Below are 16,424 nucleotides of genomic sequence, written 5' to 3' on the forward strand. Positions count from 1 at the left end.
TTTCAAATTAAGTGGCCTTTGCTTACCTTTGCAGCCAAATTCAGGAGGCTATCCCTGTATTTAATTATGACCCCGGGAAAATCCGGGTAGATCATTCATAATTTTTAATTCGTAACTCGTATTAATATTTATGTCCGGACAGCTTAAAGAAGTTCGTAACCGAATCAAATCCATTCAATCTGGTCAGCAGATTACCAAAGCCATGAAAATGGTGAGTGCTGCGAAATTAAGACGTGCCCAGGATGCTATCCTGCAGATGCGTCCTTACGCGGTGAAGCTCCAGGAAATGTTACAGAATATTGTTTCCAACAGCGAAGGCAATATCGATACACCGCTGGCAGCACAACGTCAGATTGAAAAAGTGTTGATCGTGGTAATTACGTCCGACAGAGGTTTGTGTGGTGCTTTTAACTCTAACCTGATTAAAACAGCCAAACGTCTTATCCGTGAAAAGTACCAGGATCAATTCGAACAGGGCAATGTAGAAATACTGCCTATTGGTAAAAAAGGTTACGAAAACTTTGCACAGAACGGCTATAAAGTGAATGATAAATTCTGGCAGCTGTTTGGCAATCTGACTTTCGAACATGTGAAAGAAGCGGCAGCCATAGCGTTGAATGGGTTTATCAGTGGTACGTACGACGCAGTGGATATCGTATACAGCGAATTCAAAAATGCGGCTACTCAGGTATATGTTACAGAACAGTTCCTGCCTATCGCAAAAGTAGAAAACCAGGATAAAGGTGGTCTGAAGGCCGACTTTATCTTTGAACCAGAGAAGGATACACTGATTGCAGAGCTGATGCCTAAGATCCTGAATACACAGTTCTTCAAGGCTGTACTGGACTCTCATGCTTCTGAGCATGGCGCCCGTATGACTGCGATGGATAAGGCAACAGAGAATGCGAGCGAATTACTTCGTAACCTGAAGATCTCTTACAACCGCGCCCGTCAGGCTGCTATTACTACCGAGTTGACAGAAATCGTGAGTGGCGCTGCGGCATTGGCTGGTTGATAAAATCACTAGGATTTATTCAAAATCAACAACTGAATTAAATATTTTCAGATTAGGGTCAAAGACTGTATTTTCGGTCTTTGACCTTTTTTGTAAATCTACTACTTCTGTTATTGTATGGAAATATCACAGATCATTCCGCACGTGGAAGCATTAATTTTTGCCGCCGACAGGCCATTGCCTTTGCTGGAAATAGTGGATTTGCTTAATAATGCCCTGGCTTTCCTGGAAGACCGTACCAATCTTGACCAGGTAGAAGCCGCTATGGAGGCCATCCGGGAGAAATACAGCTCGGAATTCTATGCTTTCGAAATACGCAACAGCGGTGGTGGATACCAGTTCCTTACCAAGAAAGACTATTACCAGACAGTAGCTCAGCTGAACGGAGATAAATTCCTGAAACGATTGTCGACCGCCGCACTGGAAACACTCGCCATTATTGCCTACCGTCAGCCTATTTCCAAAGGGGAAATAGAATACATACGTGGTGTGAGCACTGATTATTCCATCCAGAAACTCCTGGAAAAAGAATTGATCGTCATCACCGGACGAAGTGAGGATCTGCCCGGAAAGCCTTTGCTATATGGGATTTCCCGCTCCTTCATGGACTATTTCGGGATCGCTTCTGCAGCCGATCTTCCCAAACTGAAGGAAATCTTCGATGAAGAGAGCGTACAGCCAACCCTGATCAACGATGAAACAGCTACCCTCGGACGCGGGGAGCATGGAGGTCATACAGAAACAGCACATTCGCTGATGGTGTCGGAAGATGGGGAATTGCTGGATCCGGATCATCAGTTGGATCAGATCACTTCCTCCCCCGATGAAGCCGAAGAAACTCCTGCTTCAGAAGATGAAGAGGTAGAACCAGATGATGAAATCGTGCGTTTTGAGAATTATGCAGATAAAGAAAATGTGGATGACATCATAGAAGATGCACTGGATGGAAAAAATACTGATACCTCCGATGCTGAAGCTGATGAAGATGGAGATGATGTGGTGGAAGATGCGATTAAAGGAGAAGTGGAGGAAGAGGACGAAGAAGAAGATGATGATGAGGAGGAAGATGAGGATGGAGATGGGATAATGGAAGATGCAATTGATAGTGAAGAAGAGGAAGATGATGAGGAAGATGATGATGGGGAAGAAGATGGAGATAATGAAACCGATGATGCTGATCACAAGAAGTAGTTTGAAGAGACTATCAGGCACTTAGTGTTACGACTGAATAGCTGGCTAGAATTGATGTATGTGTTTATCGGTAATTAAAAATTGATAAAATATGAGTTCTGGAATTTTTGTTTTTTTATATAGATATAATGCGACTAAATAGAAAACTTAGAGGATTAATGTAGCCAAAGAAAGAAGCCGTCAATGAGAGATGAAGATGATGCTACGATAGCATTATAAATGCTATTCGGGAGTGTAAAACTGCTATGCTGTCCTGGGCATTTTACCAACCATTTCTATAAAAGTAAGTAAACCCTTTATTAATACTGACTATATCTATATTGTTTGAAAAGCTAATTATTTTAGTATTTAATACTAAAATTAATTAGTATATTGTTATCGAAAAACTTAGAATGAGATGTTTGTTATAAGCACCCCTCGATAGAAAAGTATTTTTTCTTTTTAAGTAATCCCGCTGCTATTTTCAAGAAAAGATTATTAAACCAGTGATATTATACTTATGAAAAGAATCCTTTTGTCCTTTACTGTACTATTAGCAGTTAACTCCCTGGTCAATGCCCAGAGTACGCTCAGTATTCCTGACACCAGAGATGTGGCCACTACGCCAATCAGTTATTCAAAATTATTTGGACTTAATTTTAAATGGAGTGAGACGATTGGTTTGACAGGCAAGCTCAGGCCGAGTTTTGTAACATTAATGGGAATGAGAGGCTGGCTTGCCGGAGATGATAGTGGAGGTAAGTCTCATGAACTGGCTTTTACGGATGACAACTTTATTTTTATCCGCTCCGGCTATAGCCCCAGATGGGAGCCCTGGCGGAGGATTATTACAGAAGATACTTCAGGGAACATTATGGGAGGCCTCAAAGCAATCGGGGCGCTTACCAGTACGATTGGAGGAAACGACATCGGTGGTGTTATATCAATCGATAACCCCAACAAAACAGCATTGGGAGCAGCCAGCAGCTGGAAAATATTTAACATGACCGGAAGTACATACGGCAACAGTCTTCAATTCTGGGCCTATGATAATAAGGTCTGTGATGGAGGGTTGCTGTGTCAGGCCAGGCTGATATTAATGGATAATGGAAACGTAGGAATCGGTGCATCGCCAGGTAGTTACAAACTTGCAGTGGAAGGCACTATTGGTGCACGGAAGATCAGAGTACAACAAGGTGCATGGTCTGACTTTGTATTTAATCATGATTATCAATTGCCCACTCTCCAATTTGTCGAAAGTTACATTAAAGAAAATAAACACTTACCGGATATCCCTTCCGAGAAGGAAGTAATGGCAAACGGCATAGATCTGGGAGAAATGAATAATAAACTGTTACGGAAAGTAGAAGAGCTGACGTTGTATATTATTGAGATGAAGAAGGAAATTGAAGCGTTGAAAAAGAAGCACTGACCTTTTCCTTTGCCAGCAAAAGCACCAGCTCACGGCCTATGCCGGAGCTGGTGCCAGTGATCAGCATTACCTTATCAGTAAAGGACGATTGATTAAGACTTCAATGGTACCAGTCTGATGTTTTTCCATCTTACTTTAATACCTCCGCCAGAGTGGATCTGTAATGCGATCTGGCCATTGACGCTTCCTATTTTCTCATCTTTCAATGTAATCATTTCATGGCCATTCAGCCAGGTAGTTACCTGATCGCCCTGTACACGAACCTTCATGGTATTCCATTCTCCCATCTTCAGGTATTGTTCTTTTTCCTTGTCGGGCTGTATGAGCCATCCACGGCCGTAAGATTCGTAGATACCGCCGGTATGTAAGCCAGGAGGCGCTACTTCTGCCTGCCAGCCGGTGATCTTGGTACCTTCAAGGGATGAATGGAAAAATACGCCGCTGTTGCCGTCAGCTTCCTGTTTGAACTGCAGGGTGAGCTCGAAGTTTTTATACTGGCCGTCTGTGCCCAGGTAGCCATATTCCTTATCCGGGCCACTTTCGCAAACCAGTTCTCCTTTATCTACATACCATTTTTCAGTTCCATAGATTTTCCAGCCATCCAGGTTTTTCCCATTAAATAATGATTGAGCCTTCTGGGCGTAAGCGCTGCCCGTACCTGCTAACAGGGCAACGCCCAATAAGCATTTGAATAAGGTTTTTTTCATAACACTGCTAACATTTTGTAAATGAACTATAAAAAAGGAGTCCTCCGGGCTTAGCCGGAGGACTCCAATATAAGGTCTAATTTCTGAATTTCTAAATCGGGTGCTTATCTTGCTATATTCACTGCTCTCTTTTCACGGATGACAGTTACTTTAATCTGGCCAGGATACTGCATTTCTGTCTGTATCTTATTGGCTACTTCAAAAGATAAACGGTCGGCATCACTATCGGAAACTTTATCACTTTCTACAATGATACGAAGTTCCCTGCCCGCCTGGATGGCATATGCTTTTTCCACGCCATCGTGTGCCAGGGCCAGGTTTTCCAGGTCCTTGATACGTTGCAGGTAGCTCTGCATGATCTCGCGGCGGGCACCTGGACGGGCACCGCTGATGGCATCACATGCCTGAACGATCGGAGAAATAACATACTGCATTTCCATTTCATCGTGGTGGGCGCCAATGGCGTTCACTACTGCTGCATGTTCACCATATTTTTCAGCGAGCTTCGCACCCAGCAGGGCGTGGCTCAGTTCTGTTTCTTCATCAGGTACTTTGCCAATATCGTGCAGAAGACCAGCACGTTTGGCAAGTTTCGGGTTTAAGCCCAGTTCTGCAGCCATAATGGCACAGAGATTAGCTGTTTCTTTAGAGTGCATCAGCAGGTTCTGACCATAAGATGAACGGAAGCGCATCTTACCAACCAGGCGCACCAGCTCTTTATGCAGGCCGTGGATACCCAATTCAATAACGGTTCTTTCACCGATATCCATCACCTGTTCTTCCAGTTGTTTCTTGGTTTTTTCCACTACTTCCTCAATACGGGCAGGGTGGATACGGCCATCCTGTACCAGGCGCTGGAGCGACAATCGGGCGATTTCGCGGCGCAGTGGATCGAAAGAAGACAGTACAATAGCCTCAGGAGTATCATCCACAATCAGATCCACACCGGTAGCAGCTTCAATGGCGCGGATATTACGGCCTTCACGACCAATAATCTGACCTTTGATTTCATCGCTTTCAAGGGTAAATACAGTGATGGTATTCTCGATGGTTTGCTCAGCCGCAGTACGCTGGATAGATTGTATGATGATCTTTTTGGCTTCCTTGTTGGCTTTGGATTTGGCGTCCTCAATGATCTCCTGGATATGAGACAGGGCCTGTGTGCGTGCTTCTTCTTTTAAGCTCTCTACCAGCTGGTGTTTGGCTTCTTCAGCTGTTAAGCCGGCTACTTTTTCAAGACGGCGGATATGCTCTTCCTGGTGCTTCTCGAGTTCGGTACGTTTGATGGTAACCAGTTCCATCTGACGGTTCAGGGTTTCCTTGATCGCGTCGTTTTCATTTATTTGTTTCTGTACCTGCTCATTTTTCTGATTTAATGCCTGCTCTTTCTGTTTGATGCGGTTTTCAGATTCCGCCAGTTTCTGGTTGCGTTGCAATACGTCTTTGTCGTACTCGCTTTTTAACTGGAGATATTTCTCCTTTGCTTCCAGCATTTTGTCCTTCTTGAGATTTTCCGCACTCACCTGTGCGTCTGCAACGATCTTTTTTGCCTGCTGCTCGGCTTCTTCCAGTTTATGCTGTGTATTTTTGGCAAAGATCACCTTCCCCAGCAAAATCCCAATAATCAATGCCACAATTGCAGCTATTGTCGTGATTAGTGTAACATCCATATGAATTATTTATACTTTATTTATGTAGTATCCTCATCCCCAGTCCGATGCTAAAACACAACAGGGGCGAGAACTGACCCGCGAAAATACAAAAAAATAGCAGTTAAAGCGTCTTTGGTACGTGGTAACTAGCTAATTGTAACAGAAATCAGCAATTGGCTGTTTAGCAACGGGTAACGTGGTCAACCCAATGCCTGGTTGATAACTTCTTCCAGCTTTTCCAGTTTCTCCTGTAAAAACGGAGTTGTGCTGGCCTGGGCTTTACCACCGCTGGTTACAGGGTGCGTGGCGTACATAATAAGGGCCATAGCTATATAGTCCTGCAGGTCTTTTCCGGCATAAGCCGTTTTGAACTCGACAATCTTCTCGTTTACTTCCTTCATAATACGGCGTACTTCTTCCTCTTCTTCCGGCTTGATCTTAATGCGGTAAGAGCGGTCAGATACTACTATATTAACGGGAATGAGTTGTTCCATCGCGTATAAGTTTTATCAGCTGTTCAGCAGTGCGATACAACGGTCAATTTCCTTGATGTAATCATTGATTTTGCCGCGTATTTCCTTTCTGAACGCATCATCTTCTGCTGCTATATGGGTGCCTCCCTGGGCGGTAGATGCAATTTTCATCAGTTGCAGTCTTTCCTCCAGGTTTTGTAGTGCCTCCTGCTGCTGTTGCAGTTCCTGTTGCTGTGTTTTTACTTCTTCCTTCAGCAATACATTCTCCGCCTGCACCTGCTGTAACTTCTTTACCAGCAAATGTAATTTTTCTTCTATGCGTTGAATGTATTGCTCCAGAATCATATTTAAAGTTACAATTAACGGATTTCTTACCTTATTTCCTTATTTCTGCCTGTAATTGTGTTTCAAAAGTTTTGACAAGCTTATCCATTACACTGTCGATCTCTTTATCAGTAAGCGTTTTCTGGGGGTCCAGGAATGTGAAACTTACAGCATAAGATTTTTTATCTGCACCCAGTTTTTCGCTCTCGAATACATCAAACAGGTTGACCTGTTGTAACAGGCCGGATTTCACGCTGCGGGCGGCTGCTTCCACCGCGGCAAACTTAACCTGTTTGCCCAGTACCAGCGCCAGATCCCTGCGAACGGCCGGGAACCGTGGGATTTCCCTGTAAAAATTATCACTTTTTTGTAAGAGCCCCACTATCTTATCCCAGTTAAAGGTGGCATACCAAACCGGTTGTTTGATATCGAACTGTTTCAGTTTGGCAGGTGTAACACCACCCAGAGTTACCACTACCTGATTTTTTACCTTGATATCCCAGGATGGCTGCAGCGCCGGTTCTGCACTCTCTGCCCAGGTAAGCTGGTTGTAACCCAGCTGCTGCAGGATATTGATCACAAAGCCTTTCAGGAAGTAGAAATCAACCGGACTGGATTTATGCATCCATGTTTCAGCTGTTTTCTTCCCCGTAAGATATAATACCAGGTGATTATTTTCCGCAAATCCTTTTTCGAGCACCCGGTAGGTTTTACCGAATTCGAAGAACAACAGGTCTTCGTTTTTCCGGTTCAGATTGTGCGCAATGCTTTCCAGGCCGGTTTCCAGCATGGAGGGGCGCATGATATCCAGCTCTACTGTGAGGCTGTTCATCATTTTAACAGCATGTTCCAGTACTTCCGGCGTATAGTATTGACTGTTAGTGATGGAGTTGGTAAAGATTTCATTGAAACCGTTACCAGCAAGGTAATCTGCTATTTTTTCCTTCACCCGTTCACCGTCCGGCTGTGCGGAAAGTGCCGGTGAAATGCTGATCTTTTTAGGGATCTCGATGTTATCGAGACCATCAATCCGCATGATTTCCTCCACCAGGTCGGCTGGCAGACTGATATCCGGTTTGCTGAAAGGAACAGATACTTTCAGTCCTTCAGTGGTTTCATGCAATATTTCGAAGCCAAGACTGCGCAGGATATTTTTGATCTTCGCTTCCGGGTAGTTACTGCCACTAAGCTTGCGGATGTAGCTGTAGCTGGTTTCTACCTGGGTTTTTATTTTAACGGAAGGATATACATCGATGATATCCGACGCGGTTTTGCCGCCGGCGATCTCGCAGATCAATGCTGCTGCGCGTTGCAGGGCGTATGTTACATTGGAAATATCCACACCTTTTTCGAAGCGGGTGGCAGCATCGGTACGCAGGCCATGCCGGAAGGAAGTGGTACGGATACCACCGGCGCTGAAGAAAGCGCTTTCCAGGAATAGGTTTTGGGTAGTATCGCTCACGCCCGAATGCAGGCCTCCGAATACACCTGCAATGCACATCCCTTCACCGGCGCCGTTACAGATCATCAGGTCGGAAGCATCCAGTTTCCTTTCTTTTTCATCGAGTGTAACGAAAGGCGTGCCCTGGGGCAGGTTTTTTACGATCACCGCATTGCCTTTGATAGCAGTAGCATCGAAGGCATGCAGTGGTTGCCCGGTTTCGTGGAGCACGAAATTGGTAATATCCACGATGTTGTTGATAGGTCTTACGCCGATAGCGCTGAGCCTGGATTTCAGCCATTCAGGGGAGGTGGTCACTTGTATGCCGGTGATGGATATCCCGGTGTAACGTGGACAGGCATCCGTATTTTCGATGGTTACGCTGATGGGCAGTGTAGCATCTGCCTTTGGCAAGGTTCCAATTTCCGGAACTTTAACCTGGTATTGCAGTGTGTTTTCGCGGTTGTTCAGATACGCGCAAACATCTTTTGCCACGCCGATATGGCTCATGGCGTCCATACGGTTGGGCGTCAGCCCGATTTCGTAGATATAGTCCTGTGCAGGTTTAAATACTTCGCTGGCAGGTGTACCTGGCTGCAGGGAAGCGTCCAGTACCATGATCCCGTCATGGCTGTGGCCGAGTCCTACTTCATCTTCCGCACAAATCATTCCCTGGCTTTCTTCGCCGCGGATCTTCGCCTTTTTCATGGTAACGGGTTCTCCGCCAACAGGGTAGATCGTGGCGCCGATAGGAGCTACTACTACTTTTTGTCCAACTGCCACATTGGGCGCACCGCAAACAATATTCAGCGGTTCGCCGTTACCGGTGTTCACAGTGGTTATCCTGAGCTTGTCTGCGTTGGGGTGTTTTTCTGCTGTCAGCACTTCTCCAATCACCAATCCGGCCAGACTTCCCTTTACAGCTTCAAATTTTTCAAGACTTTCTACCTCCAGTCCGATGCTGGTTAATATGGTAGACAGTTCCTCCGGTGTTGGCTTTACCGGTAAATAATCACATAGCCAGTTGTATGAAATCGTCATTTATCTGCTCGGTTTATTATAAGTGGCGTAAAGTTAGTGTAAAGCGCGTAAAGCGGAAAGCCTAATACAAAAAGCTGTTGAAGCCGGTAACAGCGCGGAATGCCCGGGTGCAGGTCTTTTTGATATATTATCTTTTTAGATATTGTTTATTCTTTTAACATAGCGGTTAATAACATGGGCTAAAGGGGCTAATTGCCTTCAAACCGCTGCTGGGAAGGCATTTCAGGTGATGTGGAAAATCTTTTTACACAATGTGTGTGAATAATCGGACCTTAGCGTAGGAATTTCCGGTATTTTCGTGGATAACCCGGGTGGTGTCAGTGGATAACTGACATTTTGCTTGTGGATAAGCTGTGTACCAGGCTTAATAAATTTAGTACAAACCAAGGGGGATTAAATTAAAAAAATGCCATTACCTTAGTTTGTACGGCTTGAAAAAGTTTACAATTTCTTAAAGTAGCTTACCCCTATTGAATGCGGGAAAATGCAGATATCGATTGTAAAAACAACTGGAAAGGCCCATCGACAGTACCCTTTTATTAACTTTTTTTAATACACTAACCATAAATGGATCTCAATCTTAAGAAAGACCGCAATGTGCGTAGAAAACCGTCCATTGATGTGTCGTCCTTGGTGTATGGCAAGATACCACCACAGGCAAAAGAATTGGAAGAAGCTGTTTTGGGAGCCGTAATGCTGGAGAAAGGTGCATTTGACACCGTTGTAGAGATATTGAAAGGAGAGTGTTTTTATGTAGAAGCTCACCAGATTATTTTCAATGCGATGACCCGCCTGGCGGGAAAATCGATGCCGGTGGATATCCTTACTGTCACGGAAGAGCTGAGGTCTATGGGATCACTTGAACAGATTGGTGGTCCGTTTACGGTCATGAAGCTTACGAACATGGTGGTATCGTCCGCCAATATCGAAGCACATGCCCGTATCATTCTGCAGAAGTTCATTCAGCGGGAACTGATCCGTATTTCGGGAGAGATCCTGACAGAGTCTTATGAAGATACAGCTGATGTGTTTGATCTGTTGGATAGTGCGGAGTCGAAGCTGTTTGAGGTAACCAATAACCACCTTCGTAAGAACTATGATTCGATCGACCGGGTATTGGTGAATACCATGAAGCGTATCGAGGACTTACGTAATAAGGGAGATGATATTACGGGAGTACCTTCCGGATTTCCGTCGCTCGACAAGGTGACTTATGGCTGGCAGTCTACGGATCTGATCATTATTGCGGCCCGTCCTTCTGTGGGTAAGACGGCCTTTGCACTGAACCTGGCGCGTAATGCGGCGCTACATCCGCGTTTCCCGAAAGGGGCAGCGGTATTTTCGTTGGAAATGTCGTCCGGCCAGATTGTACAACGTATTCTCTCGGCCGAGTCTGAAATAAAGCTGGAAAAGATTTCCCGTGGTAAGCTGGAAGAGTATGAGATGAAGAAGCTGATGACCCACGGTATCGAACGGCTGGCCAAGGCGCCCATTTTCATTGATGATACGCCTGCGCTTAACATCTTCGAATTAAGGGCTAAATGCCGGAGGCTGGTACACAATCATGGAGTGGGGGTTATTATCATCGACTACCTGCAGCTGATGAGTGGTAGCGGCGATGGAAAGGGCACTAACCGTGAACAGGAAATTAGTAAGATTTCCAGGGATCTGAAAGGTCTGGCGAAGGAGTTGCAGGTACCGGTAATTGCACTGTCGCAGTTGAGTCGTGATGTGGAAAAACGTAAGGATGGGAACAAGATGCCGCAGTTGAGTGACCTTCGTGAATCCGGAGCGATCGAGCAGGATGCGGACATGGTAATGTTCCTTTACCGTCCTGAGTATTACGAAATCAACGCCAATGAAATGGGCGAATCCAATAAAGGTGAAACCCACGTTCGTATAGCGAAACACCGTAACGGTCAGCTGGATACCATCAAACTGAGGGCAGTACTGGAATTCCAGCGTTTCGAAGATGATGGCAGCCTTGAAAACCCGGGTGGTGGCGGCAGTCCTTTCGCTGGCATGAGTCGCCCGCAACATGGCGGTGGCAATGACGAAGCGAAGTTGTATATCCAGAAAGGATCCCGCATGAACGACATGAATTTCGATGAGGGATTTGAAGATGCTCCCTTTTAGCAGGTAACATGAAAAAGATATTGCTAAAGAGCCGGCATCGATATCAGATGCCGGCTCTTTAGGTTTAACCTATAGCCATTGACTTATGGTAGCAGCTACTGATATACAGTAGCCGGTGGTTTAAAAACAACAGATCGATCTATGAAACAACTGTTAGCAAAGTACAAATGTCATTACAAAGACAATTTCAGTCTGGCCTATCCGGTAGTTATTTCACAATTAGGACATACCCTGGTGGCGTTATCAGACAGTATTATTATCGGGCATACAGGTAAAGTGCCATTGGCGGCGGTATCGTTGGGCAACGGATTGTTCAACGTATTTATGGTAGCAGGGATTGGTATGTCGTATGGCTTAACCCCGTTGATCGCGCAGGAGAACGGGCGGGGCAACAAGGGAGCCATCGGCCACTTACTGAGTCATAGCCTGATCATTAACATGATAGTAGGCGTACTGTTATCGGCAGTGATCTATATCGGCAGTGCGCATCTGGGAGTGTTGCACCAGGAAGGAGATGTGGCGGAACAGGCCAGGCCTTTCCTGCGTTTCCTGGGCTTTTCCTTTATTCCCCTGATGTTGTTCCTTTCCTTTAAGCAGTTTGCGGAAGGGCTGGGATTTACCCGTCAGGCGATGAACATCAGTATTATCGGGAATGTGCTGAATATCATAATTGGCATAACCCTGGTTTACGGGTTGTTTGGCATGCCTAAAATGGGAGTTATCGGTGTGGGGATAGCCACCTTTACCGACCGGCTGATCATGGGAATTACCATGGCGTTTTACGTGCTGAAGGCGCCCCGTTTCAAACCATATCTGCATACATTTGGGTTCAAACATCTGCAGTGGGCATCTATAAAAAAAATATTAGGAATAGGCACACCGGTAGCGTTACAGTATCTCTTTGAAGTAAGCGCATTCAGCGGCGCTGCTGTAATGGTGGGCTGGATGGGTGCCGCGGAGCTGGCTGCGCATCAGATTGCGCTGAGTCTCGCTGCTATGACCTACATGATGGCAAGTGGTATTTCTGCTGCTGCCGGTATTAAGAGCGGTAATAATTTTGGCAGGAGAGATTTTAAAGAACTAAGGCTATCGGCTATTGCCAGTTATCACATGGTGCTGTTGCTGATGGGAATTGCGGCGCTGATTTTTACAGTTGGCAAACATATCCTTCCGTCTTTCTACATACAAGACCCACAGGTAATAGATATCGCTTCCCGCTTGCTGATCATAGCTGCCTTTTTCCAGTTGTTTGATGGTATGCAGGTGGTCGGGCTCGGGATATTGCGAGGGCTGGGAGATGTACGCATTCCTACCGCCATCACACTGCTGGCTTACTGGGTATTGGGTATTCCGCTGGGGTATTTGCTGGGTATCAAAATGGGCTATGGTGTGGAAGGCGTCTGGTGGGCGTTGTTACTGGGGCTGCTGGCTGCATCGTTGCTGTTATTTGCGCGCTTTCATAACAAAACAAAGAAACTTGCCGGCGAGCAGCTTTAATGTTAAAAGAGTAGTTTTGCCGGGAATTATAAAATCAACGTATGGAGTTGCCGGTTTTTTATGCGCCTGATATCCGGCCGGATCAGGAAATATATACGATGAACGAGGATACATCCAAGTATTGTATACAGGTATTGCGGCATCAGAAGGGAGATCAGGTACTGCTGGCCGACGGCAGGGGGCAGAAGTTTACCACGGAGATAACGGATGATAACAGGAAGAAGTGTGTGGTAAAGATAACCGGGAGTGAAACGGTACCTCCCCCTGCGCGCGCTTTGCGGGTAGCTATTTCATTCACAAAAAATATCTCGCGCATAGAGTGGTTCCTTGAGAAAGCAACGGAAATAGGCATTCAAACCATTATTCCCCTGGTGACCCGGCGTACGGAAAAGGAGAAGATCAAGGCAGAACGTCTGCAGAATATTCTGGTATCGGCTATGCTGCAATCGCAGCAGTTTTATCTGCCTGACCTGCAGGAGCCGCAGCAATTCGATGATCTGGTGAAGCGCAGCAACGATCCGCAGCGCCTGATCGCCCACTGTCTGCCCGATCAAAAGATGGAATTACAGCAGGTCATGCAGGCGAACAAGGATACTATTATCCTGATTGGTCCGGAAGGAGATTTTACCCGTGAAGAAATAGATCTGGCCCTGGCGCAGGGTTTTACGTCTGTGTCTTTGGGCAATACGCGTTTACGCACCGAAACTGCCGGGTTGGTAGCCGTGGTGTTAATGAATGCTTAACTCAATCCTTTGCAGATCTTTTTCGCAATGGTGGGCCCTTCGTAAATAAATCCTGTATAAACCTGTACGAGAGCAGCGCCTGCATCGAGTTTTTCCCGGGCGTCTGCTGCAGTGAAGATACCACCTACAGCAATAATAGGAATGCTGCCCTGGCTTTTGGTATGAATGTACCGGATCACTTCTGTAGCTTTTTTCTTTACAGGCAATCCACTCAGGCCTCCGGCGCCAATGTCGTTCACTTCTTTGGCGGGAGTTTTCAGGCCATCCCGGCTGATGGTGGTGTTCGTAGCCACAATACCAGCCAGCCTGGTTTCTTTCACAATTTCAATGATATCGTCGAGCTGCCCGGTAGTGAGGTCCGGTGCAATTTTCAGCAGTATAGGTTTTTGCTGCGGTTTTTGGGTATTGAGCACCTGCAGGTGATGCAGCAGCTGTTTCAGCGGCTCTTTTTCCTGTAATGCGCGCAGGTTGGGGGTATTGGGTGAGCTGACATTGACCACGAAATAATCTACAACTTCATAAAGCGCGTGGAAACATTTTTCGTAGTCGCTTACAGCTTCTTCATTGGGTGTTACTTTATTCTTCCCGATATTACCGCCTACGATGATACCGGATTTTTTCCGTTGCAGTCTTTTGGCAGCAGCAGCAGCGCCTTCATTGTTGAAGCCCATTCTGTTGATAAGGGCCTTGTCGTCCGGCAGGCGGAACAACCGTGGCTGCTCGTTGCCTGGCTGCGCCAGTGGCGTCACTGTACCAATCTCAACAAATCCGAATCCCAGGCAGGATAGTTCATCAATGTATTTGGCATCCTTGTCGAATCCCGCAGCTAATCCAACCGGGTTCGAGAATTTCAGTCCAAATACTTCCCGTTCCAGTTCTTTTGTTTTGACGCCGCAAAAAGCTTTTAACATAGTTTTACCAAGCGGCAGCGAGTAAATTGTTTTGACACCACGCATCACGCTATGGTGGATGTTTTCCGGCGGAAAGCGGAAAAGGAAATTTTTGATCAGATTATACATTGGACGCAAAGATATGTAGAGAATTAAGAATATAGAAAGAAGAATTAAGAAACAGTGCGGAGATTTAAGCGAATCAACTAAAGTCTTCGCACTGTTTCTTAATTCTTCTTTCTATATTCTTAATTCTCTACATATCTTTGCTCCTCATGCTGGAGCTCCGAACATTTGAAGTATTATTCAGGGAAAACCATGCTCATTGCCTGGCCTTTGCCACCCATTATACGGGGGATCCTCATGTAGCGGAGGAAATAGTTCAACAGGTATTTCTCCGGATATGGGAAAAGAGGGAAACTATTACCATTACAGGCCCGGTAAAAGCATATTTGTTTTCTGCTATACGTAATACTGCCATCAGTCAATGGCGGAAGGACGTGGTGCGTTCAGAAAAGGAGAATGGATACGGAAAAGGAATGGAAACAACCACCAGAGCCGGGGAAGAAGTAAAGGAACTGGAGCGATTGTACCGGCAGGCGTTGGAGCGGCTACCGGAGCGCTGCCGGGAGGTGTTTATCCTGAGCCGGCAACAGCACATGAAATATGCAGAAATTGCTGCAGCCATGAATATTTCCGTGAAAACGGTTGAAAATCAAATGGGTAAGGCCTTGAAGATCCTGCATCAGGAGCTGAAAGAATACCTGCCTTTGCTGACAGGGTTGCTATTTTGAAAATATTTTCCGGCGCATGGGGGCGTTGGGGTTTTCTATGCGTCTTATAAATAACCACCCGGAAGGGTGGCGACTGTAAAATTTACAACAACTGAACTAATGACACTATCTTTACCCAAAGAGGCAATGCCTGATGAGGCACTGTATACCTTGCTCTGCAAGTACCTGCTGAATGAAGCAGATGCTACGGAGCATGCATGGGTGGAAGAATGGAAGGAGCTGGATCCGGGTAATGCCGCTTTGCTGGCTTCTCTTGGTAAGGTGCTCGAAACGGCTGTCACCAATGAAACCAGGGTGGCTGCAGATACGGAGCATTCCTGGCAGCAGCTGAGAGAGAAGATCGGTGAACAGCCCGTTTTGGTGGCGCTCAGGCCCAGGTCGCGCTTCCTGTGGCTGAAAGTGGCTGCAGTGCTGCTGGTGGTGATCAGTGCCGGTTGGTGGCTGCTGGTGGGAAGAAAGCCGCAGCAGATTTTTGATGGCCCGGTAATGGCCAGTCTGCAGGATGGGAGCCGGGTACAGTTGTCGGATTCCGCCCGGCTGGAAATAGCCAGGGGATTTAATGAAAAGAACCGGAAAGTGAGCCTGACCGGCAATGCTACATTTGATGTTAGAGGAAGTGCCGAAAATCCGTTCGTGATTGTACTGGGGCGTACGGAAGTAAAAGTACTCGGCACACAGTTCAGCATTAATTACAGGCCGGCTACTGCTGCATTGAAAGTACATGTAAGTAGCGGGAAGGTGATGGTGATCGATCATGATAAGGCGGATAGTGTGTTACTGACAGATGGCATGTTGTTGCAGAAAGAAGGCGACAGGCCGGTTTTTCGTGTAGCCGCTCATGTTAGTGACATCACTAAAAGATCGTTATCGTTTAAAGACGTTCCATTGGAAGAAGTGCTGCATACAGTTACCGAAGTGTATGATATCAAAGTGGAAGTTGCAAATATGGACCTGTTAAAACTTCCTGTAAAGGCCGACTTTACAGGTGAATCTGCTGAAGATGTAATCAGGTCGCTTGCATTGATGCTGAATGCCGGCTATGAGAAAGTAAATGATCGTCAGTATAAATTAAAATAGGCTACCGGCGCCGTAATGCCCGGCTGCCAAAT

Annotated in this window: 14 protein-coding genes; 8 read left to right on the forward strand and 6 right to left on the reverse strand. The window is 46.0% G+C overall.

Going from position 1 to position 16,424, the window contains the following annotated elements; all coding sequences use genetic code 11:
* Positions 1–130 precede the first annotated feature (130 nt).
* The 3 genes from atpG (at position 131) to UNH61_RS00400 (ending at position 3,617) form a co-directional block, all read left to right on the forward strand.
* Positions 131–1,015, forward strand: a complete 885-nt coding sequence (gene atpG / locus UNH61_RS00390; RefSeq protein ID WP_326990120.1) for an ATP synthase F1 subunit gamma — start codon at positions 131–133, stop codon at positions 1,013–1,015.
* Positions 1,016–1,132: 117 nt separating this feature from the next.
* Complete coding sequence (gene scpB / locus UNH61_RS00395) at positions 1,133–2,206, forward strand: SMC-Scp complex subunit ScpB (protein ID WP_326990121.1); 1,074 nt, start codon at positions 1,133–1,135, stop codon at positions 2,204–2,206.
* Between the two features lie 499 nt (positions 2,207–2,705).
* Complete coding sequence (locus tag UNH61_RS00400) at positions 2,706–3,617, forward strand: hypothetical protein (RefSeq protein WP_326990122.1); 912 nt, start codon at positions 2,706–2,708, stop codon at positions 3,615–3,617.
* 92 nt (positions 3,618–3,709) lie between these two features.
* On the opposite strand, the gene UNH61_RS00405 is transcribed toward UNH61_RS00400, so the two are convergent.
* The 5 genes from UNH61_RS00405 to pheT form a co-directional block, all read right to left on the reverse strand.
* Entirely contained in the window at positions 3,710–4,324 is a 615-nt protein-coding gene (locus tag UNH61_RS00405) for a DUF1080 domain-containing protein (protein WP_326990123.1), read from the reverse strand.
* A gap of 104 nt (positions 4,325–4,428) precedes the next feature.
* Positions 4,429–5,994, reverse strand: coding sequence for a ribonuclease Y (gene rny / locus UNH61_RS00410; protein WP_326990124.1), 1,566 nt, complete (start codon positions 5,992–5,994; stop codon positions 4,429–4,431).
* Between the two features lie 182 nt (positions 5,995–6,176).
* Positions 6,177–6,470 carry a cell division protein ZapA gene (locus UNH61_RS00415; RefSeq protein WP_326990125.1) on the reverse strand — a complete coding sequence of 98 codons (294 nt, stop codon included), beginning with the start codon at positions 6,468–6,470 and terminating at the stop codon, positions 6,177–6,179.
* A 15-nt stretch (positions 6,471–6,485) separates the two neighbouring features.
* Entirely contained in the window at positions 6,486–6,794 is a 309-nt protein-coding gene (locus UNH61_RS00420) for a hypothetical protein (protein ID WP_326990126.1), read from the reverse strand.
* Between the two features lie 31 nt (positions 6,795–6,825).
* Positions 6,826–9,255, reverse strand: a complete 2,430-nt coding sequence (pheT, locus tag UNH61_RS00425) for a phenylalanine--tRNA ligase subunit beta (RefSeq protein ID WP_326990127.1) — start codon at positions 9,253–9,255, stop codon at positions 6,826–6,828.
* Positions 9,256–9,822: 567 nt separating this feature from the next.
* Here pheT and dnaB point away from each other — a divergent pair.
* The 3 genes from dnaB (at position 9,823) to UNH61_RS00440 (ending at position 13,631) form a co-directional block, all read left to right on the forward strand.
* A complete protein-coding gene (dnaB, locus tag UNH61_RS00430) occupies positions 9,823–11,391 on the forward strand; it encodes a replicative DNA helicase (RefSeq protein WP_326990128.1) in 1,569 nt (522 codons plus the stop codon).
* A gap of 141 nt (positions 11,392–11,532) precedes the next feature.
* A complete protein-coding gene (locus UNH61_RS00435; RefSeq protein WP_326990129.1) occupies positions 11,533–12,888 on the forward strand; it encodes an MATE family efflux transporter in 1,356 nt (451 codons plus the stop codon).
* A 41-nt stretch (positions 12,889–12,929) separates the two neighbouring features.
* Positions 12,930–13,631, forward strand: coding sequence for a 16S rRNA (uracil(1498)-N(3))-methyltransferase (locus UNH61_RS00440; RefSeq protein WP_326990130.1), 702 nt, complete (start codon positions 12,930–12,932; stop codon positions 13,629–13,631).
* Here the strand turns inward: UNH61_RS00440 and UNH61_RS00445 are convergent.
* Positions 13,628–14,650, reverse strand: a complete 1,023-nt coding sequence (locus UNH61_RS00445) for a quinone-dependent dihydroorotate dehydrogenase (protein ID WP_326990131.1) — start codon at positions 14,648–14,650, stop codon at positions 13,628–13,630. The two genes, UNH61_RS00440 and UNH61_RS00445, sit on opposite strands and share 4 nt — an antisense overlap.
* 146 nt (positions 14,651–14,796) lie before the next feature.
* Between UNH61_RS00445 and UNH61_RS00450 the strand changes: the two genes are divergently transcribed.
* Together UNH61_RS00450 and UNH61_RS00455 are read left to right on the forward strand one after the other, a co-directional pair.
* A complete protein-coding gene (locus UNH61_RS00450; protein WP_326990132.1) occupies positions 14,797–15,315 on the forward strand; it encodes an RNA polymerase sigma-70 factor in 519 nt (172 codons plus the stop codon).
* A gap of 99 nt (positions 15,316–15,414) precedes the next feature.
* Complete coding sequence (locus tag UNH61_RS00455; RefSeq protein ID WP_326990133.1) at positions 15,415–16,392, forward strand: FecR domain-containing protein; 978 nt, start codon at positions 15,415–15,417, stop codon at positions 16,390–16,392.
* Positions 16,393–16,424: the final 32 nt, after the last annotated feature.

This window comes from Chitinophaga sp. 180180018-3 (genome assembly GCF_037893185.1).
Taxonomy (GTDB): Bacteria; Bacteroidota; Bacteroidia; order Chitinophagales; family Chitinophagaceae; genus Chitinophaga.